The organism is Comamonas sp. B21-038, from assembly GCF_022387135.1.
Classification (GTDB): Bacteria; Pseudomonadota; Gammaproteobacteria; order Burkholderiales; family Burkholderiaceae_C; genus Comamonas; species Comamonas sediminis.
Genome location: NZ_CP092462.1, coordinates 26,592 through 43,526, shown reverse-complemented (window position 1 = coordinate 43,526; position 16,935 = coordinate 26,592). Strand labels below are relative to the sequence as shown.

At 64.4% G+C, this 16,935-nt stretch carries 9 protein-coding genes; 1 reads left to right on the top strand and 8 read right to left on the bottom strand.

Going from position 1 to position 16,935, the window contains the following annotated elements; all coding sequences use genetic code 11:
* Positions 1-16 precede the first annotated feature (16 nt).
* Positions 17-1,516 carry a sodium/proline symporter PutP gene (putP, locus tag MJ205_RS00160; protein WP_239810648.1) on the top strand — a complete coding sequence of 500 codons (1,500 nt, stop codon included), beginning with the start codon at positions 17-19 and terminating at the stop codon, positions 1,514-1,516.
* Between the two features lie 64 nt (positions 1,517-1,580).
* On the opposite strand, the gene MJ205_RS00155 is transcribed toward putP, so the two are convergent.
* The 8 genes from MJ205_RS00155 to MJ205_RS00120 all read right to left on the bottom strand — a co-directional run bounded on the left by MJ205_RS00155 (position 1,581) and on the right by MJ205_RS00120 (position 16,900).
* Positions 1,581-3,134: a tripartite tricarboxylate transporter permease gene (locus MJ205_RS00155; protein ID WP_239810647.1), complete on the bottom strand. Its 1,554-nt coding sequence runs from the start codon at positions 3,132-3,134 to the stop codon at positions 1,581-1,583.
* 3 nt (positions 3,135-3,137) lie between these two features.
* On the bottom strand, positions 3,138-3,620 hold the full coding sequence (locus MJ205_RS00150) for a tripartite tricarboxylate transporter TctB family protein (RefSeq protein WP_239810646.1): 483 nt from the start codon (positions 3,618-3,620) through the stop codon (positions 3,138-3,140).
* A 198-nt stretch (positions 3,621-3,818) separates the two neighbouring features.
* Positions 3,819-5,354, bottom strand: a complete 1,536-nt coding sequence (locus tag MJ205_RS00145; RefSeq protein ID WP_239810645.1) for a sensor histidine kinase — start codon at positions 5,352-5,354, stop codon at positions 3,819-3,821.
* A gap of 5 nt (positions 5,355-5,359) precedes the next feature.
* Positions 5,360-6,058 (bottom strand): response regulator, encoded by a 699-nt coding sequence (locus MJ205_RS00140; RefSeq protein WP_239810644.1) that lies wholly within the window; start codon positions 6,056-6,058, stop codon positions 5,360-5,362.
* Between the two features lie 281 nt (positions 6,059-6,339).
* The gene (gene uvrA, locus MJ205_RS00135) at positions 6,340-12,300 is read right to left on the bottom strand and encodes an excinuclease ABC subunit UvrA (protein ID WP_239810643.1); all 5,961 of its coding nucleotides are present in this window, start codon (positions 12,298-12,300) and stop codon (positions 6,340-6,342) included.
* A gap of 321 nt (positions 12,301-12,621) precedes the next feature.
* Complete coding sequence (locus tag MJ205_RS00130; protein ID WP_239810642.1) at positions 12,622-13,599, bottom strand: porin; 978 nt, start codon at positions 13,597-13,599, stop codon at positions 12,622-12,624.
* Between the two features lie 363 nt (positions 13,600-13,962).
* Positions 13,963-14,940 (bottom strand): porin, encoded by a 978-nt coding sequence (locus tag MJ205_RS00125; RefSeq protein ID WP_239810641.1) that lies wholly within the window; start codon positions 14,938-14,940, stop codon positions 13,963-13,965.
* 301 nt (positions 14,941-15,241) lie between these two features.
* The gene (locus tag MJ205_RS00120; protein WP_239810640.1) at positions 15,242-16,900 is read right to left on the bottom strand and encodes an MFS transporter; all 1,659 of its coding nucleotides are present in this window, start codon (positions 16,898-16,900) and stop codon (positions 15,242-15,244) included.
* Positions 16,901-16,935 lie beyond the last annotated feature (35 nt).

Below are 16,935 nucleotides of genomic sequence, written 5' to 3'. Positions count from 1 at the left end.
CCATGGAGGCTCAGTGATGCAATTTTCCTGGAACGATCCCACGGCGATCATGTTCGCCATCTACCTGGTGGCCATGCTCGCCATCGGCTGGCTCGGTTACCTGGGCACCAAGAACCTGTCCGACTACATCCTCGGCGGCCGCAGCCTGGGCAGTTTTGTCACGGCGCTGTCGGCGGGCGCGTCCGACATGAGCGGCTGGCTACTGATGGGCCTGCCCGGTGCCATCTATGCCACCGGGCTGTCCGAGTCCTGGATCGCCGTCGGCCTGATTTTCGGCGCCTACCTCAACTGGTTTTTTGTGGCGGGGCGCCTGCGCCTCTATACCGAGCGCGCCGGCAATGCATTGACCTTGCCGGACTACCTGGCCAACCGTTTCGAGGACCGCAGCAATGTGCTTCGCATCGTCACCGCGCTGGTGATCCTGGTGTTCTTCACCCTGTACTGCGCCTCCGGTGTCGTGGCAGGCGCGCGCCTGTTCGAGAACATGTTCGGCATGCCCTACACCACCGCGCTGTGGGTGGGTGCTGCCTGCACCATCGCCTATGTGCTGATTGGCGGCTTTCTGGCTGTGAGCTGGACCGACACCATCCAGGCCTCGCTGATGATCACCGCGCTGCTGCTGGCACCGGTGATCGCCTGGCTGGCGGTGCAGGGCCAGCTGCAACCGGGGCAGGATCTGCATGCCATCGTCAGCGCCGAGAAGTTCGACCTGCTGCGCGGTGCCAGTGTTGCGGGCATCGTATCGCTGCTGGCCTGGGGACTGGGCTACTTTGGCCAGCCGCACATCCTCGTGCGTTTCATGGCCGCCTCGTCGGTGCAGACCATTCCGGCGGCGCGCCGCATCAGCATGACCTGGATGGTGCTGTGCCTGGGCGGTGCGGTGGCCGTGGGCTTCATCGGCATTCCGTACTTCGCGGCCCACCCTGAAGGTGCAGCCGCCGTGAACGCCAATGCCGAGACCGTGTTCATGGAGATCACCAAGCAGCTGTTCAACCCCTGGATTGCGGGTGCGCTGCTGGCCGCCATTCTGGCTGCGGTGATGAGCACCCTGTCCTGCCAGTTGCTGGTCTGCTCCAGCGCGCTGACCGAAGACATCTACCGCGTGTTCCTGCGCAAGCAGGCCAGCCAGAGCGAGCTGGTCTGGGTGGGCCGCGCGATGGTGCTGCTCGTGGCGCTGATTGCCATTGCCATCGCCAGCAATCCCGAAGCCAAGGTGCTGGGCATGGTGAGCTATGCCTGGGCGGGGTTTGGTGCGGCCTTTGGTCCGGTCATCATCCTGTCGCTGTTCTGGGGCCGCATGACGCGAGGCGGCGCACTGGCCGGCATCATCGTTGGCGCTGTCACCGTGCTGGTCTGGAAGCAGCTTGGCTGGCTGGGTCTGTACGAGATCATCCCGGGCTTTGTGTTTGCATGGATCGCCGCCGTGGCCGTGAGCCGCATGGGGCCGCCACCGTCGGCCACGATGCAGCAGGCCCATGCCGATGTGGAGCGCGAATTCTCCCAGCTGCAGCGCTGATTTCCGCCAGCGTAAAAATGCAAAAACCGCTCCTGAGAGCGGTTTTTGCAGGGGCAGCAGACGCTTACTTGGCCGCCACGACGCCCGCCCCAGAGGTCTCTTGCGCGATGGCCTGCGCCACCTTGCCCACGCTGGAGCGCTTGCGCCAGGTCGACCAGGTCACGGCAGCCAGCAGGAAGACGCTGATGCAGACAAAGGTGGCGCTGATCGGGCGCTGCATGAATACCATCATGTCACCCCGGGACAGCAGCAGCGCGCGGCGGAAGTTCTCTTCCATCATCGGGCCGAGCACAAAGCCCAGCATGATCGGCGCCACCGAGAAGTCCAGCACCATCAACACCGCACCGATGATGCCAAAGGCCAGCACCTCCCAGATATGGAACAGGCTGTTCTGCGTGGTGAATACCCCGACCGCAATGAAGAACATTGCTGACGGGAACAGGTACTTGTAAGGCACGGCCAGCATCTTGACCCAGACACCGATCAGCGGCACGTTCAGAATCATCAGGATCACATTGCCAATCCAGAAGCTGGCGATCAGGCCCCAGAAAATGTCCGGATGCTCGGTGATCAGCTGCGGGCCGGGCTGGATGCCCTGGATCAGCAGCGCGCCCAGCAGCAGTGCCATCACGGCGTCGCCAGGGATGCCCAGACTCATCGTCGGGATGAAGTCCACCTGGGTCTTCGAGTGCGCCGAGGCCTCGGGGGCTGCGACGCCAGCGATCATGCCGGTACCAAAACGGCTCGGGTCCTTGGCCACCTTTTGCTCCAGCGCGTAGGCAATGAAGGTGGTGATCGTCGGCCCGGTGCCGGGCATGGCGCCAAACAGCGTGCCCACCGTGGTGCCGCGCACCATCGGCCAGAACGCTTCCTTGAGCTCGGCCATCGAGGGCCGCATGTCACGGATGCGCATCTTGGTATTGCTGGTGATCGCCTTCATCTTGTTGACGTTGAGCAGGAAGTCGGCAATACCGAACAAGCCCATCGCCACGGCCACCATCTCCAGGCCATCGCTCAGATCAGGCAGGTCGAACGCGAAGCGGAAGGTGCCGCTGTTCACGTCGGTACCGACCACGCCACAGAGCAGGCCGAACAAGGTCATCGCCACACCCTTGAGCGGCGAGCCGCGCGACATCGTCGAGCCCGCGAGCAGGCCCAGCAGCATGATGGAGAACAGCTCGGCGGGGCCGAACTTGAACGCGATCGTGGTCAGCAGCGGCGAGGCGAAGATCATCACGATGATGCCGACCGACGCGGCAAAGAACGAGCAGATCATCGTGATGCCGAGCGCGGTTCCGCCCTTGCCCTTCTTGGTCATCGGGTAGCCGTCCAGGCAGGTCACGGCATGGGGCGGGTGCGATGGCAGGTTCAGCAAGATCGCGCCAATCGCGCCACCGTACTGCGAACCATAGAAGATACCGGCCAGCATCAGGATTGCAGGCACCGGATGCATGGTGTAGGTCAGTGGCAGCAGAATCGAGATCGCCGACAGCGCGCCCATGCCCGGCAACACGCCGATCAGGTTGCCCACCAGCACGCCGAAGAACGACCACATCAGGTTATGGCCCTGGAAGGCGATGCCAAAGCCGTACCAAAGGTCTTGCAGTGCTTGTCCCATGGCTTACATCCCCCACCTGACCAGCGGCATCTGCACCTGCAGCGCCCACCAGAAAATCAACACGGCGACGATCATCATCGACATGGCCAGCACAAAGCAGGCCATCACGCTGTTGCTGCGGTCACCCAGGGCGCAGATGAACACGATGGCAAAGGTCGCCGGCAGCAGGCCCAGGTATTCGCCACAGAAGTAGAAGGCAATGGTGCCCAGAATGATGCAGGCCGCACCCCGGAAATCCGGAATCTCGTGCTTGTGTCCGACCAGTGCCGCATCGTCACCGGGGCCTTTTTTCTTGGCGTTCAGCGCGATCAGCACCCCCGTCAGGGCCAGCAGAACGCCGATCGCAAATGGGAAGTAGCCCGGACCCATGTGGGCCAGCGAGCCGATGTTGTAGCCTTGTGCCGCATAGGCAGCGCTGCCACCGATCAGGACCATCAGCGCGCCGCCGTAGTAATCCTTGTTGTAGCTCTTGCCGCCGGTGCTCATGGCCGCTCCTTGGCGGGCGCCCGGCGCCCCTGCACACCCGCAAGGGTGGACCTGTGTTGACCCATATTCGTCTCCTTTTCTTACAACTTGCGCGGAAAGTCTAGAAAACGAAGCTGCCAAACAGCTGCCAAACGCCGGGCAGCGCCTCAAAATACGTAAATCTACTTAGCCAAAACAGTCCCGCAAAGGACAGTGCGCTCAGGCCGGATCGGGAGCCAGCGGCAGGCGCACCAGCGCGGTGAGCCCCCGGCCAGCCGCGCCATCGCTGGCATCGCCGTCCTGCAGCAGCAAGTCGCCATGGAAGCGCTGCACATAGGCCCGGGCGATGGCCAGTCCCAGGCCCGATCCTTCCGGCGCCAACGCCGCATCGGCCTGCAAGCGGCTGAAGCGCGCAAAGGCGCGCTCGCGGTCCTCGGGCGCAATGCCGGGGCCGTTGTCCTGCACACGGATCTCCACCCAGGCACCCTCGCGCTGCACCGACACATTGATGCGGCCCCCGGCAGGTGTGTAGGCAATCGCGTTGTGCACCAGGTTGGCCAGCAGCTCATAGACAGCGGTGGCGGCCGCCTGCACCGGTGCAGCCATCGCCGCGCCCGGGTCGGTCTCGCCTTCGGCATCGCCCTCAAAATCCTGGCCGCGTACATCGGTCCATCCCAGGTCTTGCTGCTTGTCGAGCGCCAGTGGCAGGTAGGCCAGCACCACCTCGCGCGCGACCGCATTGGCGTCGCAGACCGCGCCGTCCAGCGCCTGGGGAGATGCCGGCTGGCTGGCATGGGCCAGCGCCAGCAACTGTTCAGACACGCGGCGGCCCCGCTGCAGCTGCTGCAGCATGCTGCGCAACGTGGCCTGCACGGCGTCGGGGTCGGTCTCACGCAGCGCATAGCCGGCCTGCGTGCTCAGAATGGCCAGCGGCGTGCGCAGCTGGTGCGAGGCATCGGCCAGAAACTGGCGCTGCTGGGCCAGTGCATCGCGCTGCTGCGCCAGGTGCAGGTTCATCGCATCGACCAGGGGCCGCACCTCGCCGGGCACAGCCTCGGTGGCCAGCGGCTGCAGGTCATCGCTGCGGCGCTGCTGCACCGCCCGGCGCAGCGCCTGGAGCGGCCGCAGGCCCCAGGCCACACCCAGCCACACCACCAGCACCAGGACGAGCAAGGTGCGGCCATCGCGCAGCAGGCTGTCCCACATCAGGCCGCGCACCGTGCGCTCGATGCCGGCGCTGGTCTGTGCGGTCTGGATCAGCACGCGCCACTCCTGGCCCGACTGGTCGTGCAGTACCCGCAGCAGCGCCAGCACCCGCACCGGCTGGTGGTCCACCTCGGCGGCATACGACACCCGCGTGCCATCGTCAGCAGCGCGAAAGGGGCGGCTGGGGTCGGCCGGGTCATGCGCGGGCTCGGGGAACTCGGCGGCACCCAGCAGCAGGCGCTGCTGCGTGCCGTCGGGCGTCTGCAGCTGCACGCGCAAGAACTTGCGCCGGCTGCTGAGCACCTCGAACATCGAGATGATGTGCAGCGGCTCGTCCAGGCTCAGCTGGCCGTCGTTGTCCCAGCGCAGGTTGTCCGACAGCGCCTGGGCGGGCTCCAGCAGGCTCTGGTCATAGGCCCGCTCCAGCTCGCGCGCCAGGCTGACGCTGTCGCGCCAGCTGTCGAGCACCAGCAGGCCCATCAGCACGGGCACCAGCACCCACAGCAGGCGCAGACGCAGGCCGTTGGAGGAGCGCAGGCGCGGGCGCATCGGATTCAGGAAGAAAGTGTGCTGCCCGGGCCCTTGGGCACCAGGGTTTCGAGCATATAGCCCAGGCCGCGCACCGTCACGATATGCACGTCACCGCCCGCCAGCTTGCGCCGCACCCGGTGCAGCACCTGCTCGATGGCATCGGGGCTCACGCTGCTGTCCTGCGGGAAGACCTTGGCTGTCAACTTGGACTTGCCCACCGGCGCGCCGGTGCGCGCCATCAGCGCCTCCAGCGCCGCATGCTCGCGCGGGGTCAGCGCCAGCATCTGCTCGGCCAGCCAGAAGGTGCGGTGGTTGCTGTCATAGCGCAGCGAGCCGCATTGCTGCATCGCCTGGGCCCGCCCCTGGCTGCGCCGGTGCAGCGCGGCCAGGCGCGCCTCCAGTTCGGCCACTTCAAATGGCTTGGTCAGGTAGTCATCGGCGCCCCGGTGCAGGCCTTCGACCCGGTCCTGCACCGCTCCTTGCGCGGTCAGCACCAGCACCGGCTCACGGTGGCCCTGCGCTCGCATCGCCGACAGCCAGTCAAAGCCATGCTGGTCGGGCAGCTGCAGATCGAGCACCACCACGTCAAAGCGGCCATCGGGCAGCAGGCGCGTGGCCATCGCAGCCTGTGAGGCATGCACTGCTTCGATATTCGATTGCTTGAGGGCGCGCACCAGCCAGGCGGCCATCTCCTGCTCGTCTTCAATCAGCAAAATGCGCATCGTTGTCGCCCGCCCGTAGACCCACAAAGAGCGCGATCATACGCCCAAGTGGCCGCTGCACGGGCACGCCATGCCCAGCGCTACTCCTGGATGGGTGATGGAATGCCAGGCGTGGGCACCGGTGGGGGTTGCACCGGGGCGGGGTCTTTCACAGGCGGGGCTTCCGGGTGCCGAGGGTCAATATGCATTCTGGGCTCCTTGCAGGTCAATGCTGCGATTGTGCCCAGGCCCGGCAGGGCGCGCTGTCAGCAAACGCCCTGCCCTGGCAGCCCGGCACCGGCTCAGCGCGCCAGCACAGGCGCCAGCGCCTTGCCGGTATGCGTGCCCGCCTGCACCAGGTCTTCAGGCGTTCCAGCGGCCACAATGCGGCCACCGGCATTGCCGCCTTCCGGTCCGAGGTCGATCACCCAGTCGGCTTCGGCAATCACATCCAGGTCATGCTCGATCACCACGACGCTGTGGCCGGCATCGACCAGGCGGTGCAGCACATGGATGAGCTTGTCCACATCGGCCATGTGCAGGCCAACGGTGGGCTCATCGAGCACATACAAGGTGTGGGGTGCCTTGTTGCCACGGCGCGTGATGTCATCGCGCACCTTGGTCAGCTCGGTCACCAGCTTGATGCGCTGCGCCTCGCCGCCCGACAAGGTGGGCGAAGGCTGGCCCAGGGTCAGGTAGCCCAGGCCCACATCCTGCAGCAGCTGCAGCGGATGGGCGATGCTCGGCATGCTGGCGAAAAAGGCCACGGCCTCATCCACCTCCATCTGCAGCACCTCGCCAATGCTCTTGCCACGCCAGGTCACCGCCAGGGTTTCGGCATTGAAGCGCGCACCATGGCAGACCTCGCAAGGCACTTTCACGTCGGGCAGAAAGCTCATCTCGATGGTCCGCATGCCCTGGCCCTCGCACGCAGGGCAGCGCCCTTCGCCGGTGTTGAAGGAGAAGCGCCCGGCCGCATAGCCGCGGGCCTTGGCCTCCAGGGTCTCGGCAAACAGCTTGCGGATCGTGTCCCAGAACCCGATATAGGTGGCAGGGCAGGAGCGCGGCGTCTTGCCAATCGGTGTCTGGTCCACTTCCAGCACCCGGTCGATGCCTTCAAAGCCCTGCAGGCCCTTGCAGCCCGTCAGCGCCGGGGCCTTGCCGGCATCCATGTCGTCACGCCCGGCCTTGGTCGCGCGCTGGGCGACCCAGGCCGCAACATTGGTCAGCAGCACATCCCGCGCCAGGGTCGATTTGCCCGAGCCAGACACCCCCGTCACTGCGACCAGGCGCTTGAGCGGCACGCGTGCGTCCACGTTCTGCAGGTTGTGCAGGTTGGCGCCCAGCACCGTCAGCCAGTGCAACGGCGCCATCGCATCAGCCCGGGCCGGTGCGGCCAGCGCGGCATTGGCCTCGGCGCTGTCGGCCGCCAGCGCGGCAGCAGCGTCGGCGGCGATCTGCTTCTTAGTGCGCTTCTTGGCGACCGGCTTGGCCTCCTCGGCGGTCACAGCCACCGCATCGGCCACACCATGCACCAGGCGGCGCGGCTGGAACGGATGGCGCATCGCATGCAGCAGGTAGCGGCCGGTCTGCGAATCGGCCGCGTCCATCACATCCTGGGTCGTGCCCTGGGCCACCAGGCGGCCACCGCGCTTGCCGGCGCTGGGGCCGATGTCGATCACATGGTCGGCACGTCGGATCGTGTCCTCGTCATGCTCCACCACCACCAGCGTATTGCCCTTGGCGCCCAGCTTGTGCAGCGCATTGAGCAGGATGTGGTTGTCGCGTGCATGCAGGCCAATGGTGGGCTCGTCGAGCACATAGCACACGCCCTGCAGGTTGCTGCCCAGTTGCGCGGCCAGGCGAATGCGCTGCGCCTCGCCGCCCGACAAGGTCGGCGCGCCCCGGTCCAGGGTCAGGTAACCCAGGCCCACTTCTTCCAGAAAGGCCAGGCGGCTGTGGATCTCGGGCACCAGGTCGCGGGCAATATCGCTTTCGCGGCCCGACAGTGCCAGCCCCTCGATCCAGAGCCGCACATCGGTGACCGACAGCCGCGCGATCGACGAGATCGACTGGCCATGGAACAGCACCGCCCGCGCGGTGGCATTGAGACGCGTGCCCTGGCAGGTCGGGCAAGTGGTTTCGCCCACGTCCTCGGCCTCGGGTTCTTCAAAACTCTGCTCGCGGCCCCGGTTGTCCTGGCTCATCACCGAGTCGTCATAGACCTTGCGCTGGTCCTTGGTGAGCTTGACGCCGGTGCCCACGCAATCGGGGCACCAGCCATGCTTGCTGTTGTACGAGAACAGGCGCGGGTCCAGCTCGGCATAGCTGGTCGCACACACGGGGCAGGCGCGCTTGGTGGAGAACACCTGCAGCCGGCCAATGGCTGCCGTGTCGCTGCCGGCCAGCATCGCCGCCTCCAGCGTGTCGATGGCCGACAGCACATGCAGCACGCCCTTGCCCAGCTCCAGCGCCGTGGCCAGCTTGTCGCGCAGCAGGGCCTCGTTCTCGGGCCTGATCTCGATGCTGGCCACCGGCAGCTCGACCGTGTGCTCCTTGAAGCGGTCCAGGCGCGGAAAGCCGGTGGTCGGCAGGAACTGGCCATCGACGCGCAGATGCGTATAGCCACGGGGCCGCGCCCAGTCCGCCAGCTCGGTGTAGACGCCCTTGCGGGCGACGACCAGCGGCGCCATCAGGCCAATCAGCTGGCCCCGGTACTGCGTCATCAGCTGCGCGGTAATGCTCTCGGGCGTTTGCGGTTGCACCGCCGCACCATCCTTGGTGCAGTGCTGCACACCCAGCTTCACATACAGCAGGCGCAGAAAATGCCAGACCTCGGTCGTGGTGCCCACCGTCGATTTGCGGCCACCGCGCGAGAGGCGCTGCTCGATCGCCACCGTGGGCGGAATGCCGTAGACCGCATCGACCTCGGGCCGGCCGGCCGGCTGCACGATCGAGCGCGCATAGGCGTTCAGCGATTCCAGGTAGCGGCGCTGGCCCTCATTGAACAGAATGTCAAACGCCAGCGTCGACTTGCCCGAGCCCGACACCCCGGTGACCACGTTGAACTTGCCGCGCGGAATGTCCACGCTCAGGTTCTTCAGGTTGTGTTCCTTGGCATTGATGATCTGGATGCTGTCGCTGGGCGCCACGGCTGCGGTAGCCGGCGCACTGCGCTCCAGCGCATAGCCGGCGCGCGGCTCGCGCACCTCATGGGGCTGGCCGTCGGTACGCCCGCCCAGCATCGCCACTTCGTAATCGCGCAGCGCCTGCGCGGTGTAGGAGCGGCCGGACTTGCGCACCTCTTCGGGCGTGCCCTCTTCCACCACCTTGCCGCCGTCTTCGCCGGCATCGGGCCCCAGGTCGATCAGCCAGTCACTGGCACGGATCACATCGAGGTTGTGCTCGATGACGATCAACGAATGGCCGGCCTCCAGCAGCTTGCGCAGCGCGCGCATCAGCTTGGCTATGTCCTCAAAATGCAGGCCGGTGGTGGGCTCGTCGAACAGGAACAGGCTGCCTTTGCGCGCCAGGGTCTGTTTGGATTTGGAGGCGCTCTTGGCAGCCTCGGCCAGGAAACCGGCCAGCTTCAGGCGCTGGGCCTCGCCGCCCGACAACGTGGGCACCGGCTGGCCGAGCTTCACATATTCCAGCCCCACATCGACGATGGGCTGCAGCGCACGGATCACCTCGCGGTCCTTGGCGAACAAGATGGCCGCTTCGCTGACGGTCAGCTCCAGCACATCGGCCACATTCATCAGGCGGCCGTCGCGCTCGATGCGCACCTCCAGAATCTCGGCGCGGTAGCGCTTGCCATCGCAATCGGGGCAGCGCAGGTAGACGTCCGAGAGGAACTGCATCTCCACATGCTCAAAGCCCGAACCGCCACAGGTGGGGCAGCGGCCATCGCCGCTGTTGAAGCTGAACTTGCCGGCGGTGTATCCGCGCTGCAGCGACAGCGGCGCCGTCGCAAACAGCTCGCGGATGGCATCCCAGGCGCCCACATAGCTGACCGGGTTGGAACGCGCGGTCTTGCCAATCGGCGATTGGTCGACAAAGACGACATCGGACAGGTGGTCGGCCCCCAGCAGGCGCTGGTGGGCGCCGGCCAGCTCGGTCGGCTTGCCAAAATGGCGCATCAGGGCCGGCGCCAGCACATCCTGGATCAGGGTGGACTTGCCCGAGCCCGACACGCCAGTCACCACCACCATGCGCTGCAGCGGGAAATCCACCGACACGTTCTGCAGGTTGTGCTCGGTCGCGCCTTCCAGAATCAGGCGTGGCGTGCTCTCGGTGACCATGCGCTTGGCGCCCATGCCCACCTGCTTGCGGCCGCCCAGGTAGGCGCCGGTCAGGGTGTCGGCATGGCGCAGCTCGGCCGTGGTGCCGTCGAACACGATCTGGCCGCCCTTCTCGCCCGGGCCGGGGCCCATGTCGATCATGCGGTCTGCGGCGAACATCACCGCCGGGTCGTGTTCGACCACCACCAAGGTGTTGCCGGCGTCGCGCAGCCGCTTCATCGCGACGGTGATGCGCTCCATGTCGCGCGGGTGCAGGCCGATCGAGGGCTCGTCGAGCACGAACAAGGTGTTGACGAGGGAGGTGCCCAGCGCCGTGGTCAGGTTGATGCGCTGCACCTCGCCGCCGCTCAAGGTGCGGCTCTGGCGGTCCAGGGTCAGGTAACCAATGCCAACATCGCAGAGGTACTGCAGCCGGTTGCTGATCTCTTCATGCAAGAGCCGCAGCGCCTGTGCGTCGCCATCGTTGCTGCGGCGGATGTCCATGCTGGCAAAGAACTGGCGCAGCCGCACGATCGGCAGCAGCATCAGGTCATGCAGGCTCAGGCCTGGCAGGGCCTCGAGCTGCTCGCGGCTCCAGGCCACCCCGCGCGGCATGAAGCGCTGCGCAGGCGGCAGGGCCGCATCGGCAGCGGCCTTGGAGCCCACGCGCCACAGCAGGCTCTCGGTCTTGAGGCGTGCACCGCCACAGACCGGGCAAGGCGTGTAGCTGCGGTACTTGGACAGCAAGACGCGGATATGCATCTTGTAGGACTTGGTTTCCAGGTACTCGAAATACCGGCGGATGCCATACCACTGGCGGCTCCAGTTGCCATCCTTGTAGCCCTCTTCGCCGTTGATGACCCAGTCCTTCTGCGCCTCGGTCAGCTTGGCCCAGGCGGTATCGCGGGGAATGCCCTGCGCCTCGGCATGGCGCATCAGATCGTCCTGGATCTCTTTCCAGGCCGGCGTCTGGATCGGCTTGATCACACCGGTGCGCAAGGTCAGCTTGTCGTTGGGGATCACCAGGCCCCAGTCCACACCGATGACCCGGCCAAAGCCCCGGCAGGCATCGCAGGCCCCAACGGCCGAGTTGAACGAGAACATCGACGGCGTCGGCTCGCGGTAGCGCAGGCCGCTTTCCGGGCAGTGCAGGCCGGACGAAAACTTCCACAGCGCGGGCTCGGCGGTGTTGCCGTCGGCATCCGCCTCGGCGATGGCATACACCGTCATATGGCCGCTGCCGCGCTTCAAAGCCACCTCGATGGCTTCAATCACACGCGCCTTCTCGGCCTTGCTGAGGCGGAAACGGTCGGCCACCACATCGAGCAGCTTGACCCGCTGGGGCGCCTCCGACGCGGCCTGCTTGCCGGCCTTGGGCTTTTTCTTGCTGCTGTCCACGGCAGCGGCGTGGCGCACGGCATCGACCTCACGCTCGGCCTGCACCTTGGTAAAGCCGCTGGCCGACAACCATTGCTCGAGCTGCTCGGCGCTGGTGTTGGCCGGCAACTCGACGGGGAAGGTCACGACGATGCGCGGATCGTCCGCCTGGGTGCGCTGCAGCAGCTGCTCGTAAATGCTCTCGGGCGTGTCGTGTTGCACCGGCAACGCGGTCTGCTGGTCAAACAAGTGGCCGGCGCGTGCCACCAGCAGCTTCAGGTGGTCGTTCAGCTCGGTCATCGTGCCCACGGTGGAGCGCGAGCTGCGCACCGGGTTGGTCTGGTCAATCGCAATGGCGGGCGGCACGCCTTCGACCTTGTCGACCGCAGGCTTGTCCATGCGGTCGAGAAACTGGCGCGCATAGGCGCTGAAGGTCTCGACATAGCGGCGCTGCCCTTCGGCATACAGCGTGTCGAACACCAGGCTGGACTTGCCCGAGCCGCTGGGCCCGGTCACCACCGTCAACTCCCCCGTGCGGATATCCAGATCCAGATTCTTGAGGTTGTGCTGACGCGCACCACGGATGCGAATGTTTTCCTGAGACATACCGATGAGCTATCCAGTAATTCGTTGGCGCAGTCCAGCAACCGGATAAGCAAGGCCCCGGCTCAGTAGCAGGGAAGCCCGGACTTGGAAGGCTGACACGACTGCGTGGGGGCAAAATGATCGTGAACAACCATTCTAGGGAGTTCATTCATCGGCTGAATCAGCTCGCGGCAAAGCCCTGCAAACCACTGTACAAATTTACAGATATTAGCAAGTCAACGATGTATCCGGACCACAGGCCCTGCCCCTACGAAAAAGCCCGCATCCTGTCGAATGCGGGGCTGGCAGCAGAAGGCGCGCGGGGCGCCTGAGGGTGCCCCCTCAGAAGTGGTGGCGTATGCCCAGCGCAAAGGTGCTGAAGTCGGCACCGTCGGTGCCGGTGGCATACCGGGCGTTGGCCTTGTTGTCCACCCTGGTGTAGCCGGCATACACCTTGGTGCGCAGGCTCAGGTGGTAGTTGTAGCCCAGGATCAGTTGGCGCGCGCTGCTGCTTCCCACCCCGCTCCAGTTGCCCGCCCAACCAAACCCGGCAATCAAATCCGATAAACCCAGGCTGTACAACGCAGTGACGCGGCCCGCATTGCGCTTGCCGCGCAGGTCTTCATCGGTGCGCTGGTAGTAGGCGCCTATTCGGAAGGCGTCAAAGGTGTACTGGGCATGCAGGCCCAACGTGGTGCTGTCGTGGACCTTGGTGACGCCTGTGGCCAGCGACAGCGGCCCTTTGGCCCACTTGGCCGTGAGGTCGTAGCCGTTCTTGTTGCCGCTGTTTTCTCCGTTTTCATGGAATGCGCTCGCGCCCTCCACCGTCAGGCCGCCCCACAACACGGGCGTGCGATAGGACACCTTGTTGGCATCCGGCATCGGGTAGTAGTAGAGCGCATCAGACAGCGAACCCAGGTCATGGTTGGGCTGGCCCATCACCCCTTGGGCGGCCATGGCAATATAGGATTCGGAAGGCATCGAGCCCAGGCGCAGGCTGCCAAAATGCCCCGACAGGTTCACTTCACTCTGGCGCCTGAAGTCGATGCCCGTGCCTCCACGGCCGCTCCCATCGTCCGAGTTGAAATCGGCCTCCAGCACGAAGCCTGCTCTCAGCCCGCCACCCAGGTCTTCGCTACCGCGAAAGCCGATGCTCGAGCGGTTGTTGAACAGCCCGGTGGTCGTTACATCTCCTGTTTTTTGCCGTTCCAGCGTGGTATTGATGCGGCCAAAAATCTCCACACTGCTTTGCGCCATTGCCCCAGACGAGCCGGCAGCGGCCAGGCCGGCCAAGGTCATACGGTTAATCAGTACACGCATGTTGTCTCCTCACGGAAAGTCTTTGAAATCGCCAGACAGGACCGCCGATTTCTACATGAGGACCAGTCTGGCTATTTATATTTAATACCCAAACATGGTTTTTAATAGTTATTTTCTATTTTAAAAAGTGCAGTTTGGTTAATGCAGGCAAGACCGTTTGGATAAACGTGGGAGGTAGGCAGAATCAGGCTAAACCCATTGATAGCGAAAAATAAAAAACCCGCGTTCTTGCGAATGCGGGTCAGTGCGCAACAGCGCGCGACAGGTAACACCTTCATCGAGAAGCCATTACCGCGATAAAAAAACCCGCGCTCTTTCGAACGCGGGTCGTGAAGCGGAAGGCGCGCTGGGCGCCCGGCTTGCTTAGAAGTTGTGGCGGATACCTGCAGCGAAGGTGCTGAAGTCGGCGCCGGAGATGCCGGTGGCGTAGCTGGCATTGGCCTTGTTGTCGACCTTGGTGTAACCCGCGTACAGCTTGGAGCGCTTGCTCAGGTTGTAGTTGTAGCCCAGGATCAGCTGGCGGGCGCCGCTGTTGCTGACGTCGTCCCACTTGCCAGCCCAGCCGAAGCCAGCGACAAATTCGGACGCGCCCACGGTGTACATACCGGTCACGCGGGCCGCGTTGCGCTTGCCGCGCAGCTCTTCGTCAGAGCGTTGGTAGTACGCACCCAGTTGGAAGGCATTGATGGTGTAGTGCGCGCGCAGGCCCAGTTGCTTGTCGCCACCGACCTTGCTGAAACCGGCACCCAGTGCCAGAGGGCCGCTTTCCCAGTTGGCCGCCAGGTCGTAACCATGCTTGTCGTTGGTGCCAGCGGCCTTTTCGTGGAACGATGCAGCGCCTTCGATGGTCAGGCCGCCCAGGAACACGGGGGTGCGGTAGGCGATCTTGTTGGAGTCACGCATCACGTAGGTGTAAAGCGCATCCGACAGCGAACCGGTGTCGTGGTTGGGCTGGTCCAGCACGCCGTAGTCGGCCACCGCATAGTAGGACTCGGAGGTGAAGGTGCCCAGACGCAGCATACCGAAGTTGCCAGCCAGGTTCACTTCGCTCTGGCGGCGGAAGGTCAGACCACCTGCGGAGCCGGTGCCCGAGCCGTCGTCCGAGTTGAAACCCGATTCCAGCACGAAGCCAGCCTTCAGGCCGCCACCCAGGTCTTCCGTGCCACGGAAGCCGATACGCGATGCGTTGTTGAACAGGCCGGTGGTGGAGACATCGCCCACCTTCTGGCGCTCCACCGAGGTATTCACACGGCCATAAACCTGCACGCTGCTTTGAGCCAGTGCAGCGGTAGAGCCAGCAACGGCCAAGGTGGCAATCATCAAACGATTCAGTGAGCGCATAGTGTCCTCGGGGATGTAGTCATTAAAAATGGTTGGACGGTGCTGATAGCGTTTGCACAGAGCAGTATTCGGCCCGTCACATATTGTTAATTCTAGGCGGCAGACCCCATTTATCGTGCTTTCCATCGCGCAGATTTTGAGAGAGTGACGCATCGCTACCACACTTTGATGACACACCCTGGTATTAACCATGAGAGCCGGAAAGGGGCAAAAAAAACAGCACCCGGAGGTGCTGTGGGGAGGTGAAGGCCTCGGGTATCACGCAGTGCAGATAACCGGGGCCTGCTCGCAGTTGCGCGGGTCAGTCGTCGGCGTAAATATCGACATCCTTGGTTTCGCGAACGAACAAGGTACCGATCACGAAGGTGATGCCGGCGATGATGATCGGGTACCACAGACCGTTGTACATGTTGCCGGTCTGGGCCACGATCGCGAAGGCCGTCGTGGGCAGCAAACCACCGAACCAGCCATTGCCGATGTGATAGGGCAGCGACATTGAGGTGTAGCGGATGCGGGTCGGGAACATTTCCACGAGCATCGCGGCGATCGGCCCGTACACCATGGTCACCAGCAGCACCAGGTAGGTCAGCAGTACCACCGTCAAGAGCTTGTTCATCTTGGAGGGATCGGCCTTGGTGGGGTAGCCATCCTTGGCCAGGGTTTCCGCCACAGCCTTCTTGAACGCGCCATCCTTGGCCTTCAGATCGTCGCCGCTCAGGCCTACCGCTGCATAGCTGGGGATGGTGTCGTTGCCGATCTTGATGACCGCCGTTGTGCCCGCTGGTGCCGCCTCGGTTTCATAGCTCACCGAATTGGCCGCCAGCAGTTGCTTGGCCACGTCGCAGGAGCTGGTGAACTTGGACGTCCCCGTCGGGTTGAACTGGAACGAGCACTCGGCCGGGTTGGCCACCACCACCACCTTGTTCCTCGCTTGCGCTGCTGCCAGATCGGGGTTGGCCGCTTCGGTCAGCATCTTGAACACGGGGAAGTAGGTCAGCACGGCCAGCAGGCAGCCCGCCATGATGATGGGCTTGCGGCCGATCTTGTCGGACAGCGAGCCAAAGATCACGAAGAAGGGTGTTGCAATCAGCAGGGCCACGGCGATCATCAGGTTGGCGGTCACGGCGTCGACCTTGAGCTGCTGGGTCAGGAAGAACAGCGAATAGAACTGGCCGGTGTACCAGACCACGGCCTGACCAGCGGTCAAACCCACCAGTGCCAGGATCACGATCTTCAGGTTCTTCCACTGGCCGAACGATTCCTTCAGCGGCGCCTTGGAAGTCTTGCCCTCGGCCTTCATGCGCTGGAACGCAGGGGATTCGGACAGGGTCATGCGGATCCACACCGACACGCCCAGCAGAATGATCGACACCAGGAACGGAATGCGCCAGCCCCAGTCATTGAACGCAGGCTCGCCCATCGCGGTGCGCGTGCCCAGAATCACCAGCAGCGACAGGAACAGACCCAGGGTGGCCGTGGTCTGGATCCACGAGGTGTAGGCACCGCGCTTGCCGTTGGGGGCATGCTCGGCCACATACGTCGCGGCACCACCGTATTCACCGCCCAGCGCCAGACCCTGCAGCATGCGCAACACGATCAGGATGATGGGCGCTGCCACGCCAATGCTGGCGTAGTTGGGCAGGATGCCGACGATGAAGGTGGAGGCGCCCATCAGCAAGATGGTGACCAGGAAGGTGTACTTGCGCCCGATCATGTCGCCCAGGCGGCCGAACACCAGCGCGCCAAAGGGGCGCACGATGAAGCCGGCAGCAAAGGCCAGCAACGCAAAGATGAAGGCGGAGGTGGGGTCCAGTCCGGAGAAGAACTGCTTGGCGATGATGGCCGCCAGCGAGCCGTAGAGATAGAAGTCGTACCACTCAAAAACGGTGCCGAGTGACGAGGCAAAGATGACCTTGCGCTCCTCCTTGGTCATCGGCCGTGCTGCTGCACTGGTTGCCATGCTGTTGTCTCCTTGTAGTGTTGCCGCACTTTTGT

Excerpts from the sequence above, each read along its gene's own strand:
- MJ205_RS00155 (WP_239810647.1), bottom strand. The coding sequence starts at position 3,134 with ATGGGACAAGCACTGCAAGACCTTTGGTACGGCTTTGGCATCGCCTTC.
- MJ205_RS00140 (WP_239810644.1), bottom strand. The coding sequence starts at position 6,058 with ATGCGCATTTTGCTGATTGAAGACGAGCAGGAGATGGCCGCCTGGCTG.
- MJ205_RS00130 (WP_239810642.1), bottom strand. The coding sequence starts at position 13,599 with ATGCGTGTACTGATTAACCGTATGACCTTGGCCGGCCTGGCCGCTGCC.
- MJ205_RS00125 (WP_239810641.1), bottom strand. The coding sequence starts at position 14,940 with ATGCGCTCACTGAATCGTTTGATGATTGCCACCTTGGCCGTTGCTGGC.
- putP (WP_239810648.1), top strand. The coding sequence starts at position 17 with ATGCAATTTTCCTGGAACGATCCCACGGCGATCATGTTCGCCATCTAC.
- MJ205_RS00145 (WP_239810645.1), bottom strand. The coding sequence starts at position 5,354 with ATGCGCCCGCGCCTGCGCTCCTCCAACGGCCTGCGTCTGCGCCTGCTG.
- MJ205_RS00120 (WP_239810640.1), bottom strand. The coding sequence starts at position 16,900 with ATGGCAACCAGTGCAGCAGCACGGCCGATGACCAAGGAGGAGCGCAAG.
- MJ205_RS00150 (WP_239810646.1), bottom strand. The coding sequence starts at position 3,620 with ATGAGCACCGGCGGCAAGAGCTACAACAAGGATTACTACGGCGGCGCG.
- uvrA (WP_239810643.1), bottom strand. The coding sequence starts at position 12,300 with ATGTCTCAGGAAAACATTCGCATCCGTGGTGCGCGTCAGCACAACCTC.